The organism is Streptomyces sp. NRRL F-5122, assembly GCF_001507435.1.
GTDB lineage: Bacteria > Actinomycetota > Actinomycetes > Streptomycetales > Streptomycetaceae > Streptomyces > Streptomyces lannensis.
In genome coordinates, this window is the sequence record NZ_LMWH01000037.1 from 156728 (window position 1) to 176438 (window position 19711).

17 protein-coding genes are annotated in these 19711 nt (G+C 72.9%); 11 read left to right on the plus strand and 6 right to left on the minus strand.

All coding sequences use genetic code 11. The annotated features are described in order from the left end of the window. Positions 1–22: 22 nt before the first annotated feature. The 3 genes from ADL25_RS06880 to ADL25_RS06890 are packed head-to-tail and all read right to left on the minus strand — an operon-like array spanning position 23 to position 2993. On the minus strand, positions 23–493 hold the full coding sequence (locus ADL25_RS06880) for an NUDIX domain-containing protein (RefSeq protein WP_059126739.1): 471 nt from the start codon (positions 491–493) through the stop codon (positions 23–25). Further along, complete coding sequence (locus tag ADL25_RS06885; protein WP_059126740.1) at positions 490–2028, minus strand: ATP-dependent DNA ligase; 1539 nt, start codon at positions 2026–2028, stop codon at positions 490–492. Before ADL25_RS06885 ends, ADL25_RS06880 begins: the two co-directional genes overlap by 4 nt. Positions 2029–2057: 29 nt before the next feature. Beyond that, positions 2058–2993: an NAD(P)/FAD-dependent oxidoreductase gene (locus ADL25_RS06890; RefSeq protein ID WP_059126741.1), complete on the minus strand. Its 936-nt coding sequence runs from the start codon at positions 2991–2993 to the stop codon at positions 2058–2060. Between the two features lie 78 nt (positions 2994–3071). Between ADL25_RS06890 and ADL25_RS06895 the strand changes: the two genes are divergently transcribed. The 6 genes from ADL25_RS06895 (at position 3072) to ADL25_RS06920 (ending at position 8359) form a co-directional block, all read left to right on the plus strand. Beyond that, positions 3072–3644 carry a helix-turn-helix domain-containing protein gene (locus ADL25_RS06895; RefSeq protein ID WP_059126742.1) on the plus strand — a complete coding sequence of 191 codons (573 nt, stop codon included), beginning with the start codon at positions 3072–3074 and terminating at the stop codon, positions 3642–3644. Positions 3645–3782: 138 nt separating this feature from the next. Next, positions 3783–4754 (plus strand): NADPH:quinone oxidoreductase family protein, encoded by a 972-nt coding sequence (locus tag ADL25_RS06900; protein ID WP_059126743.1) that lies wholly within the window; start codon positions 3783–3785, stop codon positions 4752–4754. Continuing rightward, complete coding sequence (locus ADL25_RS06905) at positions 4751–5932, plus strand: acyl-CoA dehydrogenase family protein (RefSeq protein WP_059126744.1); 1182 nt, start codon at positions 4751–4753, stop codon at positions 5930–5932. Before ADL25_RS06900 ends, ADL25_RS06905 begins: the two co-directional genes overlap by 4 nt. Further along, positions 5929–7020 carry an acyl-CoA dehydrogenase family protein gene (locus ADL25_RS06910; protein WP_059126745.1) on the plus strand — a complete coding sequence of 364 codons (1092 nt, stop codon included), beginning with the start codon at positions 5929–5931 and terminating at the stop codon, positions 7018–7020. Before ADL25_RS06905 ends, ADL25_RS06910 begins: the two co-directional genes overlap by 4 nt. Positions 7021–7199: 179 nt before the next feature. Beyond that, complete coding sequence (locus tag ADL25_RS06915) at positions 7200–8063, plus strand: phosphatidylinositol-specific phospholipase C/glycerophosphodiester phosphodiesterase family protein (protein WP_059126746.1); 864 nt, start codon at positions 7200–7202, stop codon at positions 8061–8063. A gap of 101 nt (positions 8064–8164) precedes the next feature. Then, complete coding sequence (locus tag ADL25_RS06920) at positions 8165–8359, plus strand: hypothetical protein (RefSeq protein ID WP_059126747.1); 195 nt, start codon at positions 8165–8167, stop codon at positions 8357–8359. A gap of 3 nt (positions 8360–8362) precedes the next feature. Here the strand turns inward: ADL25_RS06920 and ADL25_RS06925 are convergent, their stop codons facing one another. The 3 genes from ADL25_RS06925 to ADL25_RS06935 form a co-directional block, all read right to left on the minus strand. After that, complete coding sequence (locus ADL25_RS06925; protein WP_079050218.1) at positions 8363–9592, minus strand: phosphodiester glycosidase family protein; 1230 nt, start codon at positions 9590–9592, stop codon at positions 8363–8365. 73 nt (positions 9593–9665) lie between these two features. After that, on the minus strand, positions 9666–10037 hold the full coding sequence (locus tag ADL25_RS06930; protein WP_059126748.1) for a DUF779 domain-containing protein: 372 nt from the start codon (positions 10035–10037) through the stop codon (positions 9666–9668). Between the two features lie 57 nt (positions 10038–10094). Further along, the gene (locus ADL25_RS06935; RefSeq protein WP_059126749.1) at positions 10095–11804 is read right to left on the minus strand and encodes a sigma-54-dependent Fis family transcriptional regulator; all 1710 of its coding nucleotides are present in this window, start codon (positions 11802–11804) and stop codon (positions 10095–10097) included. A 129-nt stretch (positions 11805–11933) separates the two neighbouring features. Between ADL25_RS06935 and ADL25_RS06940 the strand changes: the two genes are divergently transcribed. The 5 genes from ADL25_RS06940 to ADL25_RS06960 all read left to right on the plus strand — a co-directional run bounded on the left by ADL25_RS06940 (position 11934) and on the right by ADL25_RS06960 (position 19703). Next, positions 11934–13709, plus strand: a complete 1776-nt coding sequence (locus tag ADL25_RS06940) for an FAD-dependent oxidoreductase (RefSeq protein WP_059126750.1) — start codon at positions 11934–11936, stop codon at positions 13707–13709. 49 nt (positions 13710–13758) lie between these two features. Further along, the gene (locus ADL25_RS06945; protein WP_059126751.1) at positions 13759–14628 is read left to right on the plus strand and encodes a dioxygenase; all 870 of its coding nucleotides are present in this window, start codon (positions 13759–13761) and stop codon (positions 14626–14628) included. Next, positions 14625–15713 (plus strand): maleylacetate reductase, encoded by a 1089-nt coding sequence (locus tag ADL25_RS06950; protein ID WP_059126752.1) that lies wholly within the window; start codon positions 14625–14627, stop codon positions 15711–15713. The genes ADL25_RS06945 and ADL25_RS06950 overlap by 4 nt, the downstream gene beginning before the upstream one ends. 144 nt (positions 15714–15857) lie before the next feature. Further along, positions 15858–16772 (plus strand): YceI family protein, encoded by a 915-nt coding sequence (locus ADL25_RS06955; protein ID WP_059126753.1) that lies wholly within the window; start codon positions 15858–15860, stop codon positions 16770–16772. 240 nt (positions 16773–17012) lie between these two features. Continuing rightward, complete coding sequence (locus tag ADL25_RS06960) at positions 17013–19703, plus strand: LuxR C-terminal-related transcriptional regulator (RefSeq protein WP_059126754.1); 2691 nt, start codon at positions 17013–17015, stop codon at positions 19701–19703. Positions 19704–19711 lie beyond the last annotated feature (8 nt).

The window sequence follows — 19711 nt, forward strand, 5'->3', positions numbered from 1 at the left end:
CACCGCAACGCGTACTGTGCACTCAGCCCGAGTGCTCCACGAGCCGGTCGAGAAACGCCGCCTGGGCCTTCACGATCAGATCCCGGGCCCGGTCGAGGCCGAACCACTCCACGCGGTCCAGTTCGGGGAACTCCTTGAGCTGCCCCGACCTCGGCGGCCACTCCATGGTGAAGGTGCCCGGCACGACCGTCGCCGGGTCGAGGTCCGCCTCGAGAGCCCATGCCGTGACGGTCTTGCCGCCCGCCTGCCGCACCTCACCGAGCGGAAGGGCCTGCCCGTCGGGCGGCGGCAGTCCCAGTTCCTCCTGGAACTCGCGACGGGCGGCGTCCCACGAGGGTTCGCCGGGCTCGTACTCGCCCTTGGGCAGGGTCCACGCCCCCGCGTCACGGCGGGCGAAGAACGGGCCGCCCATATGGCCGAGCAGTACCTCCGGGCCGTGCTCGGTGCGCCGGAAGAGCAGGAGGCCGGCGCTGTGTCCCGCCCGGGCGCTCACGGGGCCGCCTCCGGGTGGGCGGCCAGCACGGTCTCGACCGTGTCGGCCTCCTCGGGCCGCTTGTCCTCGCGATAGCGCACCACCCGGGCGAACCGCAGGGTCACGCCTGCGGGATAGCGCGTCGAGCGCTGCAGTCCGTCGTAGGCGATCTCGACGACCAGTTCGGGGCGTACGGTCACCACCCAGCCGTTGTCGTCCACGGCCAGTTCCCGCAGCCGCCCGGTCTGCCAGGCGAGCATCTTGTCCGTCATGCCCTTGAACGTCTTGCCCAGCATGGCGAAGGAGCCGTCCGGGTTGCGTGCACCGAGGTGGAGGTTGGAGAGCTTTCCGGTACGGCGGCCGTGGCCCCACTCGGCGGCCAGTACCACCAGGTCGAGGGTGTGGACGGGTTTGACCTTCAGCCAGGAGGCGCCGCGTCGGCCCGCGCTGTAGGGCGCATCGAGTGCCTTGACCACCACTCCCTCGTGGCCCCGGCCCAGCGTCCGGGCGAGGAAGTCCTCCGCGGCGGCGACGTCCTCCGGCCCGTCCACCAGCGTGCGCCGCACCCGCATCGGCTCCGGGACGAGCCGGGCCAGCTCGGCGTGGCGTCGGGTGAAGGGCAGGTCCAGCAGATCCCGGTCGTCCACGGACAGGACGTCGAAGAACACAGGGGAGACGGGCACGGCGGCCGCGGCCGCCGCCACGTCCACCCGCGACCCCACGCGTCCGGCGGTCTGCTGGAACGAGCGCGGGCGCCCCTTCTCGTCCAGGGCGATGACCTCGCCGTCGAGGACGAACCGTTCGCCCGCCAGCTCCAGGGCGGCCGAGGTCACCTCGGGGAGCCGGTCGGTGATGTCGTCGAGCGTGCGGGTGTGGACGCGTACCTCGTCGCCGTCGCGGTGGACCTGGACGCGGATGCCGTCGAGTTTCTCCTCGACCGCGCAGGCGCCCAGCTTCGCGACCGCTTCCGCGACCGACGACGCCGTCCGTGCGAGCATCGGCAGCACCGGGCGGCCCACCGTGAGCCGGAACCGGTCGAGAGCCGCCGGGCCGTCGGCGAGCAGGGCCTGCGCCACCGTCTGCAGCGATCCGGCCAGCATGACCGCCCTGCGCACGTCCGCCGGGACGGCCCCGGTCGCCTCGGCCAGGCCCTCGGCGGCGAGGGCGTCCAGGGCGCCCTGGCGCACCTCGCCGGTGAGCAGTCCGACGAGGAACCGCTGCTCGTCCTCGGTGGCCGCCGCCAGCAGCTCACCCACCAGCCGCCTGCGCGCGGCCTGCGACCCTGCGCCGGTCGCCGCCCCGATCCCGGTCAGCCGTTCGTCGACGTCACGCACGGTGAGCGTCGGCCCGGCGGCGGGCGGAACGGGCTGAGCGAGCAGTTTCCACCCGATGCCGAGCCGGCCCTGCGGCAGACGCCCGGCCAGATACGGAATGACGATCGGCACGTCGTCCGCGTCGGCGGCCCGGAACAGCTCGCCGAGCAGCGCGATCTTCCGTGATCGCGCCGATGCGGCGGCGACCTCCCTGGACACCTGTGCGAGCCGGCTCAGCAGCATGCAGTCATGGTGCACCGCGGGCGCCGGGTCTACACCCGCGCGATCGCGTCCAGGTCGGTCATCAGCAGCTCGCCGTTGATGGCGGCACCGGCCCGGTAGCCGCGGCTGGCCGCGTTCACGACCTGCTCCGCGAAACCGCCGGCGTTGCCCGCCGCCCACAGGCCGGGCACGGTGGTCTGCCCCCGCTCGTCGACCACCGGGTAGCTGCCGAACGGGGTCTCGTTCAGCTCGGCACCGAGGCGCTCGAACAGGCCGATCTGCGGGACGGGGCGGGGCGCCACGAACAGCACCGAGCGGTCGTGGGCCGTGCCGTCCGCGAGCCGGACGCCGGTCAGCCGGTCGTCGTCCACCACCAGCTCCGCAACCTCGCCCGGAACCACCGCGACCCCGGCCGCCGCAAGCCGGCGCAGGTCCTCGGTGGCGAGCTCGTCCTCGGCGACGGTGTGCAGGAACAGGGTCACGTCCTTCGACCACTGGGAGACCATCAGGGCCTGGTGAACGCTCATCGGTGTCGAGGCGAGCACCCCGAAGGCACGGTCGCGCACCTCCCAGCCGTGGCAGTACGGGCAGTGCAGCACATCGTGCCCGAAGCGCTCGGCGACGCCGGGAACCGTGGGCAGCTCGTCCTTGAGGCCGGTCGCCACCACCAGCCGCCGGGCATGCAGGGCCGCGCCTTCGGCGAGCGTCACCTCGAACTCCCCGTGCGCGTCCCGGACGGCGTCCACCACCCGGCCGCGCCGGAGCTCCACGCCGTAGCGGGCGATCTCCTCGCGGCCCACGGCGAGGAACTCGGCGGGCGGCATGCCGTCGCGCGAGAGATATCCGTGCATATGCGCCGCGGGCGCGTTGCGCGGCTCGCACGCGTCGACGACGAGCGTGCGGCGCCGCGCCCGCCCCAGGACCAGGGCCGCGGAAAGTCCGGCCGTACCGCCGCCGACGACGATCACTTCGTACTTCTCGGTCATGGTGACCACCTCCGCCGAGACGGTCGCCCGGACGGCGCAGGATTGACAAACAAGTTTGCCGGAACTGCAATGTCTGTCATGAGTACGGACGAGGTTCTCGCGGAGGTGGGTCCCCGGCTGCGGCGGATCCGGAAGGAGCGGGAGGTGACGCTCGCGGGGCTGTCCGAGGCGACCGGCATCTCCGTGAGCACTCTCTCGCGGCTGGAGTCGGGGCTGCGCAAACCCAGCCTCGAACTGCTGCTGCCGATCGCGCAGGCCCACCAGGTGCCGTTGGACGAGCTGGTCGGCGCCCCGCCGGTGGGGGACCCGAGGGTGCGGTCCGAGCCGATCGTGCGCCACGGCCGCACCCACTGGCCCCTCACCCGCCAGCCCGGCGGCCTGCAGGCCTTCAAGGTGCTCGAGCCCAGGCGGCGTCCCGAACCGGATCCGCGGACGCACGAGGGCTACGAGTGGCTCTACGTGCTGTCGGGGCGGCTGCGGCTGGTCCTGGGGGAGCACGACGTCGTGCTCACCGCAGGGGAGGCGGCCGAGTTCGACACGCGGGTCCCGCACTGGTTCGGCTCGACGGGGGAGGGTCCGGTGGAGTTCCTGAGCCTGTTCGGTCCGCAGGGGGAGCGGATGCACGTACGGGCACGGCCCCGCCGCCCTTGACGTCCGGCGCCCGCCGTCCGTGACGCACCCGATGGTTCCCCGATCGGCAAGCGACCGCTTAGTATGCGATCGGCCCCGATCGGTCCCTTCACCGGCCGAGGCCCTCCGGAGGCGGACAAGACAAGCTGGAGGCCCCGCATGCAGGCATGGCAGGTGCACGAGAACGGCGAGCCGAGCGAGGTGATGCGGCTCCAGGAGGTGGACCGGCCCACGCCTGGCGACGGCCAGATCCTGCTCACGGTGCGCGCCGCGAACATCAACTTCCCGGACGCGCTGCTGTGCCGGGGCCAGTACCAGGTCAGGCCGCCGCTGCCGTTCACTCCCGGCGTGGAGATCTGCGGCGAGACCGAGGACGGCCGGCGGGTGATCGCCAACCCCGTACTGCCGTTCGGCGGTTTCGCCGAGTACGCCGTCGCCGACGCCGCGGCCGTGCTGCCCGCACCCGACGCGCTCGACGACGCCGAGGCCGCGGCCCTGCACATCGGCTATCAGACGGGCTGGTTCGGCCTGCACCGGCGCGCCGGTCTGGAAGCCGGCGAGGCGCTGCTCGTGCACGCTGCGGCGGGAGGGGTCGGCAGCGCGGCCGTACAGCTCGGGAAGGCGGCCGGTGCCACCGTCATCGGTGTCGTCGGCGGAGCCGGGAAGGCCGCCGTCGCCCGGGAACTGGGCTGCGACGTGGTCATCGACCGGCACGCGCAGGACGTCGTCGCGGCCGTCAAGGAGGCCACCGGGGGGCGGGGCGTGGACGTCGTCTACGACCCGGTGGGGGGCGACGCGTACACGCAGTCCACCAAGGTCGTCGCCTTCGAGGGGCGGATCGTCGTCGTGGGTTTCGCCGGCGGGTCCATCCCCAGCCCGGCGCTCAACCACGCCCTGGTCAAGAACTACTCGATCCTCGGGCTGCACTGGGGCCTGTACAACACCAAGAACCCCAAGCTGGTGCAGCACTGCCACGAGCAGCTCACCGCACTGGCCGCTCGTGGTGCCATCAAGCCCCTCGTCAGCGAGCGGGTGCCGTTGAGGGGGGCGGCGGCCGCCGTCCAGCGCGTCGCCGACGGCGTGACCACCGGCCGGGTCGCGGTCGTACCGGGGAACGGAGCCTCCGCATGAACGACGCAGCCGAACTGCGGGACCGTACCCGGGAGTTGCTGGCGTCGCACCCGCCCGCCCACACGGGCCGCCTGGACTTCCTCAGGGCCCGCTTCGACGCGGGGCTCGCCTGGGTGCACTACCCGGAAGGGCTCGGCGGCCTCGGCGCGCCGCGCTCGCTCCAGGCCGTGGTGGACTCCGGTCTGGAGGCCGCGGGCGCGCCCGACAACGACCCCCGTCGCATCGGTATCGGTCTGGGCATGGCCGCGCCGACGATCCTCCGCTACGGCACCGAGGAGCAGAAGCGGCAGTACCTCAGGCCGCTGTGGACGGGCGAGGAGGTGTGGTGCCAGCTGTTCAGCGAACCCGGCGCCGGATCCGACCTCGCGGCGCTCGGCACCCGGGCCGTCCGGGACGGCGAGGGGTGGCGGGTCAACGGGCAGAAGGTGTGGACCTCCAGCGCCCATCTCGCCCGCTGGGCCATCCTCATCGCCCGCACCGACCCGGACGTGCCCAAGCACCAGGGCATCACCTACTTCATCTGCGACATGACCGACCCCGGTGTCGAGGTCCGGCCGTTGCGGCAGATCACCGGCGAGGCCGAGTTCAACGAGGTCTTCCTCACCGACGTCCGCATCCCCGACTCCCGGCGCCTCGGGGACGTCGGAGACGGCTGGCGTGTCGCACAGACCACGCTGATGAACGAGCGCGTGTCCATCGGCGGCATGCGCATTCCGCGCGAGGGAGGCATGATCGGCCCGGTCGCGAAGACCTGGCGCGAGCGCCCCGAACTGCGCACCCACGACCTGCACCAGCGGTTGCTGCGGCTCTGGGTGGAGGCCGAGGTCGCCCGGCTCACCGGAGAGCGGCTGCGGCAGCAGCTCGTCGCGGGCCAGCCCGGCCCCGAGGGCTCCGGGATGAAGCTCGCCTTCGCCCGTCTCAACCAGGAGATCAGCGGTCTGGAAGTGGAACTCCTCGGCGAGGAGGGTCTTTTGTACGACGACTGGACCATGCGCCGGCCCGAACTCGTGGACTTCACCGGCCGTGAGGCCGGGTACCGCTACCTCCGCTCCAAGGGCAACAGCATCGAGGGCGGGACCAGCGAGGTCCTGCTGAACATCGTCGCCGAGCGTGTGCTCGGACTGCCCCCCGAGCCGCGCACCGACAAGGACGTCGCCTGGAAGGACCTCGCCCGATGACCGATCTGCTGTACTCGGACGAGGAAGAGGCGCTGCGTTCGGCCGTCCGCGACCTGCTGGCCGACCACTGCGACGCGGCGGCGGTGCTCGCGCGCATCGAGTCGGACACTCCGCACGACCGCTCGCTGTGGAAGCTGCTCACGGAGAGCATGGGCCTAGCCGGGCTCCTCGTGCCGGAGTCCCTGGGCGGCCAGGGGGCCACGCACCGGGAAGCCGCCGTCGTGCTGGAGGAACTGGGGCGCGCGGTGGCTCCGGTGCCCTACCTGACGAGCGCGGTGGTGGCCACCGAGGCCCTGCTCGCCTGTGAGGGGGCGGAGGCCGAGAAGCTGCTGACGGAGCTGGCGTCCGGGCGGACCGTGGCCGCGCTCGCCGTCGGGCTCGCCGCACGGCCGGAGGGCGACCTCGGTGTCGTACGGCAGGAGGGCGGTGCCCTGTCCGGGCAGGTCACCGCGGTCGCGGACGCGGCCGTCGCGGATGTGCTGCTGGTACCGGCCGACGACGGGGGCCTGTACGCGGTGGCCGCGAACGCCGTGACCGTCACCCCGCAGGTCTCCCTCGACCTCACCCGGCCGGTCGCGACCCTCACGTTCGACGGGGCGCGCGCGCACAGGCTCACCAACGACGCGCCGACGGCCGTACGACGAGCGCTGCGGGCCGGCGCCGGACTGCTCGCCTCCGAGCAACTCGGCGTCGCCGACTGGTGCCTGAGCGAGACCCTGCGCCATCTCAAGGAGCGCAAGCAGTTCAACCGGGTCGTGGGCGGGTTCCAGGCGCTCAAGCACCGCCTCGCCCAGCTGTGGCTTGAGATCGTGAGCCTGCGGGCCACCGCCAGGAACGCCGCCGACGCGCTCGCCGGGAGCGGTGAGGACACGGACGTCGCCGTCGCAGTCGCCGCGGCCTACGCGGCACCCGTCGCGGTCCACGCGGCCGAGGAGGCCCTCCAGTTGCACGGCGGGATCGGGATGACCTGGGAGCACCCGGTGCATCTCCACCTCAAGCGCGCCAAGGCGGATTCGATCGCGTACGGAACGGCCGGTGCCCATCGCGAGGCACTGGCCCGACTGGCCGACCTGCGGCCGCCGTTGTAGGCCCTTTACGGCGCAGGCCCGCGCGCCCCGGGGGACGCGGGCCTGCTCCCGGACCTTCGCCCGGACGAAGTGAACGAGCGGCGGCGGTCCGGCCAACTCCTGCCGGGGCGGCGGCAGGTGACCGCGGAAGGGCCGCATACTCCCTGAGGTCCGGTAAGGCCCTACAAGGGAGGCAGAGCATGGCCCTCACCACCCGTCGCAGAGCCCTCACCACCCTCGGCGCCGCCCTCGCGGGCTCGCTCGTCCTGCCCGCCGCGCATGCGTCGGCGGAGGCGGGCAAGCACGGCCCCCGTCCGCTGTGGCGGGCCCACGCGCACAACGACTACGACCACCCGCGTCCCCTCTTCGACGCCCTCGACCACCGCTTCGGCAGCGTCGAGGCCGACATCTACCTGGTCGGCGACCAGCTTCTGGTCGCCCACGACCCCGTCGACCTCGACCCGAAGCGGACCCTGGAGTCGCTCTACCTCGACCCGCTGGCCGCCCTGGTGAAGTCCAACCACGGCTCCGTCCACCGGGGATGGCGGACACCGCTGCAGCTCCTGATAGACATCAAGACGGAGGGTGCCTCGACGTATCTCGAACTCGACCGTCACCTCAGGCGCTATCGGAACCTGTTCACGACCTGTGCGCACGGTCGTGTGCACCCGGGCCCGGTCACCGCGGTCGTCTCCGGTGACCGGGCGGCCCGCGCCCCGATGGAGGCGCAGACCGTACGGCGCGCCTTCTACGACGGACGTCTCAGCGACCTCGGCACCTCCGCGCCCGCCTCCTTCATTCCGCTGATCAGTGACAACTGGACGCTCAACTTCAGCTGGACGGGCGACGGTCCGTTCCCCGCCGACGAGCGGCAGAAGCTGCGCGACATCCTCGCCGGGGCGCACGGCCGCGGACAGAAGGTGCGCTTCTGGGCGACACCCGACGCCGCGGGACCGGCCCGGGACGCGCTGTGGAGCGTGCTCTTCGACGCCGGGGCCGACTACTTCAACACGGACGACCTCGCCGGCCTCGAGTCGTTCCTCGACTCTCACCGACGGCCGTAGAACCACACGATCGGGGGACACGTCAGCCGCCCGAAGGGACCCTCCGCTACGCCACACTTGCGGCCGAAAGCCGCGTAGTGACGTGGCGGAGGAGGCTGAGGGTGGCTATTTCCATCTCTGTGGTGCTGTTGCTCCTGATCATCATGGTGATCTACATGCGCAACGGCGCGCTGAAGATCACACACGCCATCGTCTGTCTGCTACTGGGCTTCTTCCTGGCGAGCTCGAGCATGGCTCCGACCATCCACCAGGGGCTGGCGGCGACGGCGCAGATCGTCGGCAGCCTGCGCCCCTGACGCTCACGAGCCGGAGAAGACCCCGACCCCGTCAGCGACCGGCCGCTCGACGCCCCCGCTCGGGTGGTTGCGCACCGTCACCGTGCGCGCGCCCGGTGTCCGGGCGACCAGCGTCGTGGAGCCTCCACCATCCAGGTTGAAGCCGTCCGTCGCGCCCGATGCCCGCAGGACCGCGGCGATTTCGGCGACGGTGAGGCCGCTGCGGTAGGCGGCCCCGCCGTCCGTGGCGAGCAGCAGCAGTTGGCGGCCGCCGTCCGCGATGCCCACCGCGGTACGCACCGCGGACGTCTCGTCGTCGAGTCCGGGCAGCGGTGTGCCGTGCCGCAGCACGGGGAACCCGCCGATCGCGAAGCGAAAGGGGACGCCGGACGAAGCGGCCACCAGGCGGTGCTGCACCTGGACCGGCTCACCCTCGAACAGCTTGCGCAGGTGCTGGGCCCCCGCCTCACGGCCGACCAGCACCGTGGTCCCGCGTGGAATGGAACCTCTGCCGGGCGCGTCGGCCGCGGCGACGACCCGTCCGTTCCTGATCGTCACCTCGTAGGTGTCGTCGCTGCACGGTGCGCCGCGGTTCGTGTCGGTGCCGCAGGTGGCCCGCACCCGGGACGCGCTGCCCCAGTCCGAGGTGTACGCCCCGATCGAACCCTGGGGCAGCGCGTACTGGTTGAGCCCGCGCAGGGGCAGCCGCTCTTCGGGGGTGGTCACGGAACCGGTGAGGGACAGCCGGTCCAGGCGGGCCCTGCGGTCGGTGCCCACCCCCAGCACGTCCTCTGTCGTCGTACCGGCAGGCAGGCCCGGACCGAAGCGCTGACCGCGCGGCACGGCGGCCTTCAGCGCACGTCCGTCCGCGACGGCGGGGCCCACGGCCGAGCCCGTGGCCTCGACCCCCGGGTGCTGGGTCTCGGAGATGTTGAAGAAGTCGCCGTTGATCCCCGCCACGGCCCGCTGGGCGTCGGCGAGGTGGGACACGACGTCCCGCGCCGCGACGACGCCGGGGTGCAACAGGCCCACGCGCACATGGGGGTTGCCCAGGTCGACGGTGACGAGGTGTGCGTGGGTCACCCCGTGCGAGGCGGAGATGTCGAACTGGCTGTACCGGACCCCCGGTGCGACCGTCCGGACCTGGGCCGCGGCACCGGCCGGACCGGCCGCGACAAGAGCCGCGCCGGTCAGCGCGGTCCATGCCACGAGTACCGTCAGTGCTGTTCTGAACCGTCCGACGCGACGCGTCACAACTCCCCCTGATGTCTCGTCACCTCTCGGGATTCAGGGGAAGTGCACCAGACCGGGGGGTCCCGCGCGATGTTCAGGCGTCGACGACGCGGGAACGGATGAGAAAACGCACTCCTTCGGGTGCTTCCAGGGAGAAGCCGCTGCCGCGGCCCGAGACGACGTCGACGATCAGCCGGGTGTGGCTCCAGACCTCGTACTGGCTGCGGGACATCCAGAAGCCCACCGGTTCGCCGACACCGTCGACGTCCAGCTCCGCGAGCAGCACGTCCGCTCCACCGGTGCGGAACTCGCCGCGGGGATAACACATGGGGGCGCTGCCGTCGCAGCAGCCGCCGGACTGGTGGAACATCAGCGGTCCGTGGACCTCCCGCAGCTGCCGCACCAGCTCGGCGGCCGCGGGGGTGAGCTCCACGCGCGGAGTCATGTCCGTCGTCACGCGCCCCATTCCAGCGCGGAACACGTTGCAACGACGTTGCACCCGCGGGACGTCCACGGTCCTCGCTCAGCCTCGGTAACCCCGCAGCTTCCGATAGAGCGTCGCCCGGCCGATCCCCAACGCCGCCGCCGTCCGTGCCTTGTTGCCGCCGTGGCGGCGCAACGCCTCAAGGATCGTGGTGCGTTCGGCGTGCTCCATCGGGCTGAGGGGCCGGGCTGCGGGGCCCTCGCGCACGGGGTCGGGCAGCTCGGCCCGGTGGACCGGTCCCGACGCCCGTCGGTCCTCGGCCAAGGCCCGTACGACATGGGCGAGTTCCGTGACGTTGCCGGGCCAGGGATACCGCTCCAGCGCCCGCAGGGCGTCCAGCGTCCAGGTCAGCGGAGGCTGCCCCGGGGCCGGCCGCGGGGCCAGGACGGGCAGCAGGTCCCGTATGTCCTCGGGGCGTTCCCTCAGCGCGGGGAGGGTGACCGACCGGGCGGCGAGCGTGTCGAGGAGCCGCTGGAGACAGGGGCCGGCCGGCGCTCCGGGGGTGTAGGTCACGAGCAGCCGCGCGTCGGGGTGCCTGTCGAGCAGGGAGTTGAGGGCGGCGACGCCGGACTGGGCCAGCCGCTCGGCGTGGCGGAGCAGGAGAGGGCGGCCGGCCGCCAATTCGGCCAGGGCGGGCCCGAGTTCGCTGTCCTGCGCGGCATCGGCCACCCGGGCGGACCGCTCACCGAGCAGTTCCCGGGCCAGCGCCGTCTTGCCCGTCCCACGCTCACCGGTCACCAGCAGCGGCTCGGGAACGCGGGCCAGGGCGACGGCTTGCCGGGTGGCATGCCGCCACGGGACCGAGGAGCCGATCAGCGCGACGGACCGCCGCGGCGGGGACGCCACGGCGCCGCCCAGTGGCTCCAGTACCGCCACGACGCCGACGGCCGCTCCCTCATGGCGTACCGGGGTGATCCGGGCGGTGCACCCCGCCCCCGCGGGCAGGTCCGGGTCGACGGGAACGCCCTTCCGTCGTACGGCGATCGCCGTACGCTCCAGAGCATCCAGGGCCTGCGGCGACAGCATCCGCTCGGCCGCCGCGCTGACCAGGCGGTTGCGTCCGTCCAGCACGGCCACCGCAACTCCCTGACCCTGCGCGGCCCGCAGATAGGCGTCGAGCAGCACCCGTTCGGTCCGCCGCGCCCGGGCGAGGAGTTCGGCCTCCACCGCCGCCGCGGCGGCCTCGGCGAGCGCCGCGCCCGGATGCGGTCCCGCTCCGGACCACAACGGGGACACGACGGTCACCGTGCCGAGCGCCTGCCCCGTCTCCGGCGCCGTCACCGGAACGCTGACGGCCGACACGTCCTGCCAGCGGTCGAGGAAGTGCTCGGGACCGTGTACTTCTGCCCGGCGCCGGCTGCGCAGCGCGAGGGCCGCGCTGTTGGGACCCACCGTCCGTTCCGACAGGTCGGCCCACTGCTCGGGTCCCGCTGCGCTGCCCGCGCTCCACAGCACCCGGGGCCGCTCGTCGGTGAGGAGGAGGACGCAGCGACCGGTGCCGAGGGCGGGCGCGATCCGCTCCAGCGCGGGGCGGGCGGTGCCGAGCAGGGCCGCCCCGGTCGCCCGCGAGGGGCCGGCGGTGCCCTTCTGGAGGTCGTGCGGCACTCCGAAGAACCGCGCGCGCCGCCATGAGGCGACAACTTCCTCCGGTACGTCCTCGGGCAGTGGGCGCCCGGACAGGAACCGTTCGCGGGCCCGGCGCAGCGGAGTGAGGGAGGTGCCGGCGGGGGAGTGCTCAGTGGTGGTCACGACACTCCCACCGTATCGCCCTCAGTTGAAGGGACAACAATCGCGGGTCCCGTGGCCGCCGTCGCCGGCCGTGCGGAGCTGTCTCGTATTGAGACACCCACGACCCCGTGGGCCGCTCCATGATCTTGAATGCCTGGTGTCCGTTCCCACCGTCAGGAGCGTCCCGTGTCCACCGTCGTCGAGACCGACGTCCTCATCGTCGGCAGCGGCCCGGCCGGTGCCTCGGCCGCGCTCGCCCTCAGCACCTACGGTGTGCCCAACATCGTCGTGACCCGCTACGCGAGCCTGGCGGACACGCCCCGCGCGCACATCACCAACCAGCGCACCATGGAGGTGCTGCGCGACCTCGGCGTCGAACAGGACGTCATCGCGCATGCCACCCCGCAGCACCTGATGGGCGACACGACCTTCTGCACCAGCCTGGCCGGTGAGGAACTGGGCCGGGTGCGCTCCTGGGGCAACGACCCGCTCGTCCAGGCGGGACACGAACTCGCCAGTCCCACCCGCATGTGCGACATGCCGCAGCACCTGATGGAGCCGGTCCTCGTGAACGCGGCCGTCGCCCGCGGCACCCGCCTGCGCTTCCAGACCGAGTACCTCTCCCACACCCAGGACGCCGACGGGGTGACCGCCACCGTCCGGGACCGGCTGCGCGGGGACACCTACGAGATCCGCGCCCGGTACCTGATCGGGGCGGACGGAGGCCGTTCGAAGGTCGCCGAGGACGCGGGGCTGCCCATGGGCGGTCAAATGGGGGTCGCCGGCAGCATCAACATCGTCTTCGACGCGGATCTGAGCAGGTACACGGCGCACCGCCCGTCCACCCTCTACTGGGTCCTCGCGCCCGGCGCGACCGTCGGCGGTATCGGCGCGGGGCTGGTGCGCTGTGTGCGGCCGTGGAACCAGTGGCTCATCGTCTGGGGGTACGACGTCGAGGCCGGCGCCCCCGATCTGACCACCGAGTACGCCGAGTCGATCGTCCGGCAGCTGATCGGTGACGACGAGATCCCGGTGACCGTCAGGTCGTCCTCGGCCTGGACGGTCAACGAGATGTACGCGGAGACCTACTCCACCGGCCGGGTCTTCTGCGCCGGTGACGCCGTGCACCGGCATCCGCCGTCCAACGGCCTCGGCTCCAACACCTCGATCCAGGACTCGTACAACCTGGCCTGGAAGCTGAAGCTGGTGCTCGACGGCGTCGCGGATCCGAAGCTGCTGGAGACCTACACCGCCGAGCGCGCGCCGGTCGGCCGGCAGATCGTCACCCGCGCCAACCAGTCGATCCGCGAGACAGCCCCCATATTCGAGGCCCTCGACGGGCTCTCCCCGCAGACCCCCGAGCAGCTGTGGGCCAACATCGCGGCACGCAAGGACGCGACGGACGCCGCCGAGACCCAGCGGACCGCACTGCGCGAGGCGATCGCCTTCAAGGTCTACGAGTTCAACGCCCACGGCGTCGACCTCAACCAGCGGTACGTCTCGGACGGGATCGTGCCGGACGGCACCCCCGACCCCGGCTTCACGCGCGACCCCGAACTGCACCACCAGCCCTCCTCGCGTCCGGGCGCCCGGCTTCCGCACGCCTGGATCACCTCGGGCACCCGCACCCTGTCCACACTCGACACGGTGGGCAAGGGGCGCTTCACCCTGCTGACCGGCATCGGCGGCGAGCGCTGGGTGCGGGCGGCCGAGGCGCAGGCGGTCGAGATCGCCACCGTGGTCGTCGGGCCCGGCCGTGAGTACGAGGACCCCTACGGCGACTGGGCCCGGCTGCGAGAGGTGTCCGACGCGGGAGCGCTGCTGGTGCGACCCGACGGGTTCGTCGCCTTCCGGTACGCGTCGGCCGCCGAGGACGCGGCCGCACTGCTCACGGACGCGCTGGAGCGGATCCTGGGCCGCGTCTGAGCGCGCGACCATGGAGTGAGCGGGACTCGCAGAGGAACAAGGAGCCGGGATGACCGCGGACGCCACCGAGACCACCGTCACCGAGGAGGTCGTCGCAGCCCTGCGCGCGACCGCGGACCCGCGGCTGCGCGAGCTGATCGAAGGCCTCGTCCGCCATTTGCACGACTTCGTGCGCGAGACCCGGCTCACCCGCGAGGAGTGGGAGAAGGCCGTCGGTTTCCTCACGGAGACCGGGCAGACCTGTACGGACATCCGGCAGGAGTTCATCCTGCTGTCGGACGTGCTCGGCGTCTCCATGCTGGTCGAGACCGTCAACGGCCACCACACGGCGGGTGTCACCCAGTCCACCGTCCTCGGCCCCTTCCACATGAGCGCGTCCCCGGAACGTGAACTCGGGGACTCCATCGACCTGGTGGGCGACGGCGAGCCCTGCGTGGTCAGCGGCCGGGTCCTGGACGAGGACGGAACGCCGCTGCCCGGCGCGGTCCTCGACGTCTGGCAGGCGGACGCCGAGGGGTACTACGACGTGCAGCGGCCGGACCTGCAGCCCGCGGGCAACGGGCGCGGACTGTTCACGGCCGACTCCGAAGGCCGCTTCCGGTTCCGCACCTGCGTACCGGCGCCGTATCCGATCCCCACCGACGGCCCGGTCGGTGAACTCCTGCGCGCCACCGGCCGGCATCCCTACCGCCCCGCCCACATCCACTTCATCGCGACGACCGACGGCCACGAGCCCGTCACCACGCACATCTTCGTGGGCGGCAGCGACCATCTCGACTCGGACGCCGTGTTCGCGGTGAAGCGGAGCCTGGTGAAGGACTTCGCACCGACCGACGATCCGTCCCTGGCCTGTGAGTTCGGCGTTCCGAACCCGTTCCGGCACGCCCGCTTCGATCTCGTGCTGGAGCGTTCGGCATGACCGTCCCCGCCGACTTCTCCTACGAGACCCGGCCCGTGCGGGTCGTCTTCCGGCCGGGTGCCGTCGTGACCGCGACCCCGGACGAGGCCGGGCGTCTCGGTCTGCGGCGGTTGCTGGTCGTCTGCGGCGGCAGGGGCGAGCCCACCGCGCGCACGGTCGCGCAGGCACTGGGCGACGCCTGTGTGGGAGTGCACGCCGAGGCCCGTATGCACGTACCCGCCGACGTCGCCGACCGGGCCGTGGACGTGGCGCGGGCCGCGGGCGCCGACGGATGCGTCGCGGTCGGCGGCGGTTCGGCGATCGGGCTGGGCAAGGCGATCGCGCTACGCACCCGGCTGCCGCTGATCGCCGTGCCGTCGACCTACTCGGGTTCGGAGATGACCCCGGTGTGGGGCCTGACCGACCACGGCGTCAAGCGCACCGGCCGCGACCCGGTCGTCCAGCCCCGCAGCGTCGTCTACGACCCTGAACTCACCCTGTCCCTCCCGGTGCCGCTCACGGTGACCAGCGGCATCAACGCCGTCGCCCACGCGGTGGAGGCGCTGTACGCACCGGACGCCTCCCCGTTGATCTCGCTCATGGCGCAGGAGGGCGTACGGGCGATGGCCGGGGCGCTCCCGTCGGTGGCCGCCGATCCGGGGGACCTCGACGCGCGCGGCCGGGCCCTTTACGGGGCGTGGCTGTGCGGCGCGTGCCTCGGCGCGACCACCATGGGGCTGCACCACAAGCTGTGCCACGTGCTGGGCGGCACGTTCGGACTGCCGCACGCGCCGACGCACACGGTGGTGCTCCCCTACGTCCTCGCCCACAACGCGCCCGCGGCGCCCGCGGCGGTGGCCGCACTGAGCGGGGCCCTCGGCGCGCAGGACGTACCGCGCGCCCTGTGGGAACTGGCGGGTCGCCTCGGTGCGCCGCGCTCGCTCGCCGAACTCGGCCTCGAGCGCGAGGATCTGGCGGTCGCCGCCGCCCAGGTCGCGGGTCTGCCGTACGCCAACCCCCGTCCCGTGACGGCGGACGGGGTGCTGGGTGTGCTGACGGCCGCCTACGAGGGGCGGGAGCCGGACTCCGCCGGGGCGCCGGGATAGGACGCCGGGTGTCTCGTAATGAGACACCCGCCGCAGGGCGGTGTGCCACAAGATCGAGAAGGGGGGATCGTATGCAGGCGCGGCTGCTTCGGCGTGCCCACGTCCGCCGCTCGCGCGGCTGCGCCCCGAAGAAAGGTGAACATCATGGCCCTCGCACTGCTCCGGCGCCGGCGGCCCAAGGGCGCCTCTGCCGCGGCGGCGGGCCTTTCGCTCCCCCTCCCGCAGGGCGCGGGCGCCGTCGCCCGTGAGGTCGTCGACCCCATGGGCTCGCCGATGGCGGCCGCCGACGTCACGGTCACCGCGCTCGATACGCACCGTGTCGCCGCCCGCGGGACGACCGACCCGTACGGATTCTTCCTCGCGGCGCTGCCGCCCGGCCGCTACAGCCTCCTGGTCGCCGCAGAAGGGCTGCAGCCCCACCGCGAGACGCTGGAGATCGCGGCGGGCACGACGCTGGCCGGCGAGCGGATCTGGCTGCAGCCGGCCGAGAGCCAGCAGCTCCCGGTGCCCGGCACCTGGCTCTTCGACCCCCCGCACACGGCGATCCGGTTCATCGCCAAGCACGTCGGCATGGCGCACGTCCACGGCCGCTTCGAACGCTTCGACGGCGGCATCCAGGTCGCCCAGGACATGACGCAGTCCCGTGTCCACGTGCGTATCCACGCGTCGAGCATCACCACCGGCAACAACACCCGCGACAGCCATCTGCGCTCGGCCGACTTCCTGGACGTCGAACGGTTCCCGTACATCGACTTCGCGAGCACGCGGTTCGTCTACCGGGGCGGCAGCAAGTGGGGCCTGCAGGGTTCCCTGACGATGCACGGAGTGAGCCGGTCGGTGTCCCTGGACACGACGTACCTCGGCACCGTGAACGGCGGCTACGGCGAGGAACTGCGCTGTGCGGCCCTGGCCAAGGCGGAACTGCACCGCGAGGACTACACGCTCAACTGGCGTTCGATGTTGGCCCGCGGGATCGCGGTGGTGGGACCGACGGTGCAGCTGGAGCTGGACGTCCAGGCCATGTACCGCACTCACGACACGCCGACGCCGCCGGAATAGGCCTCCGGAAGGCCGGGCCGTACCCCCAGCTCGGAGGGGGCACGGCCCGGCCTCCGGTCGTTTGCGCCCGTGGCCATGACCTCTCCCGCCCGGGTGCGCCGGACGGCGCCGGCGCGGGGCGGGCGCACCGAGGCGGGGCCGCCGAGGGCGGAGCGCCCTTCCGTTGCGGCTTCGTGGGCATGGGGCGAAGCTCAAAGGGGACTGTCCGGCTACACGAGCTGGGGTGTTGCGGTGGGTGCCATGACTCCTTCGACGTCCGGCGGCCACCGGGAGCCTTCCCCTGGGCCCTTCGCCCCGAACGGGGACCCCGTCCTCGCCGCGCGGTTCAGTGTGCCCCTGACCCCGGACACCTTTGTGCGCCGGCCCCGTCTGACGGAGCAGCTCAGCCAGGGTGTCCAGGGCCCGCTGACCCTGGTCATCGGGCCCGCCGGAGCCGGCAAGACCCTGCTCGTCGCCGACTGGATCGCCGCCGAAGGGGCACGGGACCGGACGGCCTGGCTGACGGTGGCGCCCGAGGACAACGGTCCCGGCGTCTTCTGGACCTATGTGCTGGAGGCCCTGCGACGGCACGGGCTCGCGGCCGGGGACGGCATCGGCAGCCCCGCACGCCCCGGCGAGGTGGACCACTCCCTGCTGACCAGGCTCGCCGCGCAGCTGAGCCGACACGAGGGACCGCTGCTCCTGGTCCTCGACGAGTTCGACCGGGTGGGCCAGTCGGCGGAGGTCGCCGACGAACTGCAGTTCGTGCTCAGGCACGCCGGTGACGGACTGCGTCTGCTGATCATCACCCGTACCGAGCCGCTGCTGCCGCTGCACCGGTACCGCGCAGCAGGCGAGATCACCGACATCCGCGCCGCCGATCTGGCCTTCCGCCCGGAGGAGACGGCCGAGTTGCTGCGCCGGCACGGCATGCACCTGTCGGACGACGCCGTCACGGCACTGACCGACCGCACCGGCGGCTGGGCGGCGGGACTGCGGCTGTGCACTCTGGCGGCACAGGGAGCCGAGGACCCGGAGACCTTCCTGAAGGACTTCGAGGCCGGCCGGAGCACGCTCGCCGACTTCCTGCTGGCCGAAGTGCTGGACGCCCAGCCCGTCGAGACGCAGGACCTGCTGCTGCGCACCAGCGTTCTGGAACAGATCCACCCGGACCTCGCCAACGCGCTCACCGGGCGGGACGACGCGGAGGCGATCCTCGCCGGACTGCAACGAGCGAACGCCTTCGTCGAGGTCATCGGGCACGCGTGGTACCGGCTCCACCCCCTGTTCGCCGAGATCCTCCGGGTGCATCTGCGGGTACGGCACCCGGGGCTCGAGTGCGAACTCCATCGCAGGGCGGCGCACTGGCTGAGCGAGGCCGGCCTGCTCACCGAGGCCCTGCCGCACGCGGCGGACGCGGGCGACTGGGAACTGGCCGCCACCCGTTTCGTCGACGAGCTGTCGATCGGCCGGCTGCTGACCGGGCTGGACTCCGACCAACTGGACGCGCTCTTCTCCCGGATGCCCCCCGACGCCACGGGCCCGGCGGCGGACCTGGTGCGCGCCGCCCGCGAACTCGCTCACCACGACATCGACCGCGGTGTCGAACATCTCCACCGCGCCGAACAGCACCTCCCCGCCGACGGGGACCCCGGCTCACCGGCCCTGCGCCTCAGCTGCGCCCTGCTGCGCGTCCTCGCCGCCAGGATGACCGGCTCGGCCGATCGTGCCGAGGCCGCCGCCGCCGACGTGGAGACGGCGGAGCGAGCCGTCCCCGCCGAGTCCCTGGCCCGGCACCCGGAGGTTCCCGCCCTGATGCTCACGGACCTGGGCTCGGCCCAGCTGTGGGCGGGACGGTTCGAGGCGGCCCAGGCCTCGCTGTCCGCGGCCGCCGAGGTGGACACGGGACCGGAGACCGCGTTGCCGCGGCACGAGTGCCTCGGCCGGCTGGCCCTGATCGACTTCCTGAACGGCTGGCCGGGCCGCGCGGAGGCGCACGCCCGTGAAGCGGTGGCCGAGGCCGAGCGGTCGGGGCTGCCGCCCGAGGCATGCACCGGCATCGCCCAGCTGGTGCTGGGCGCCGTCGCCATCGACCGCGACGACCTCGACACGGCACGGACCCACCTGGACCACGCCGCCTCCTCCACGCTTCCGCGCGACCCTCTCGTCAGCGCGGGGCTGGCGCTGCTGCGGTCCCGCCTGCTGCTCGCCAAGGGCCATCCGCAGGCGGCACTGCGCCTGCTGGAGGAGCACCGGCGGCCGGCGGACCTCCTCGAGCCCTCGCCATGGGTGAAGGACCGAACCGCCCTGACGATCGCGGGTGCCTACCTCGCCGAGGGCCGTCCGCAGGCTGCACAGGAGGTGCTCGAGGAGGAGGGAGCCGAGGGACCGGAGAGCGTGGTCGCCGCGGCCCGTGCCCGGCTCGCCACCGGAGACGGCACGGCGGCACACGATCTGCTCGAGGCACTTCCCACGGGGAACGGGGAGGGGCCGGCCATCACGGTACGAGCGCTGCTGGCACGAGCCCAGGCGGCGGACGCGGCGGGCGACGGGAGCGAGGCCCAGCGCCTGGTCGCACGCGCTCTGAGCATGGCCAGGCCGGAACGCCTGCGACGGCCGTTCCTGGAGGCCGGACCCTGGCTGCGGCGGCTGGCGCGCCGCCGGCCGGACCTCGCGCAGGGCCACGAATGGCTGTCGGCCTCACTCGTCGGGCACGTCCCGGCGGCGGACGCGCCCGACCCCGGACCGGCACCGGTGACCGAGCCGCTCAGCGAGCGCGAGCACGAGGTGCTGGAGCGGCTGGCGCAGATGATGTCGACGGAGGAGATCGCCGCCGACCTGTATCTGTCGGTGAACACCGTCAAGACGCATCTGAAGAGCCTCTACCGCAAACTCGCCGCGACCAGGCGGGGCGAGGCCGTGCGCCGGGCCCGGGAGCTGCACCTGCTGTGAGCGCGCTG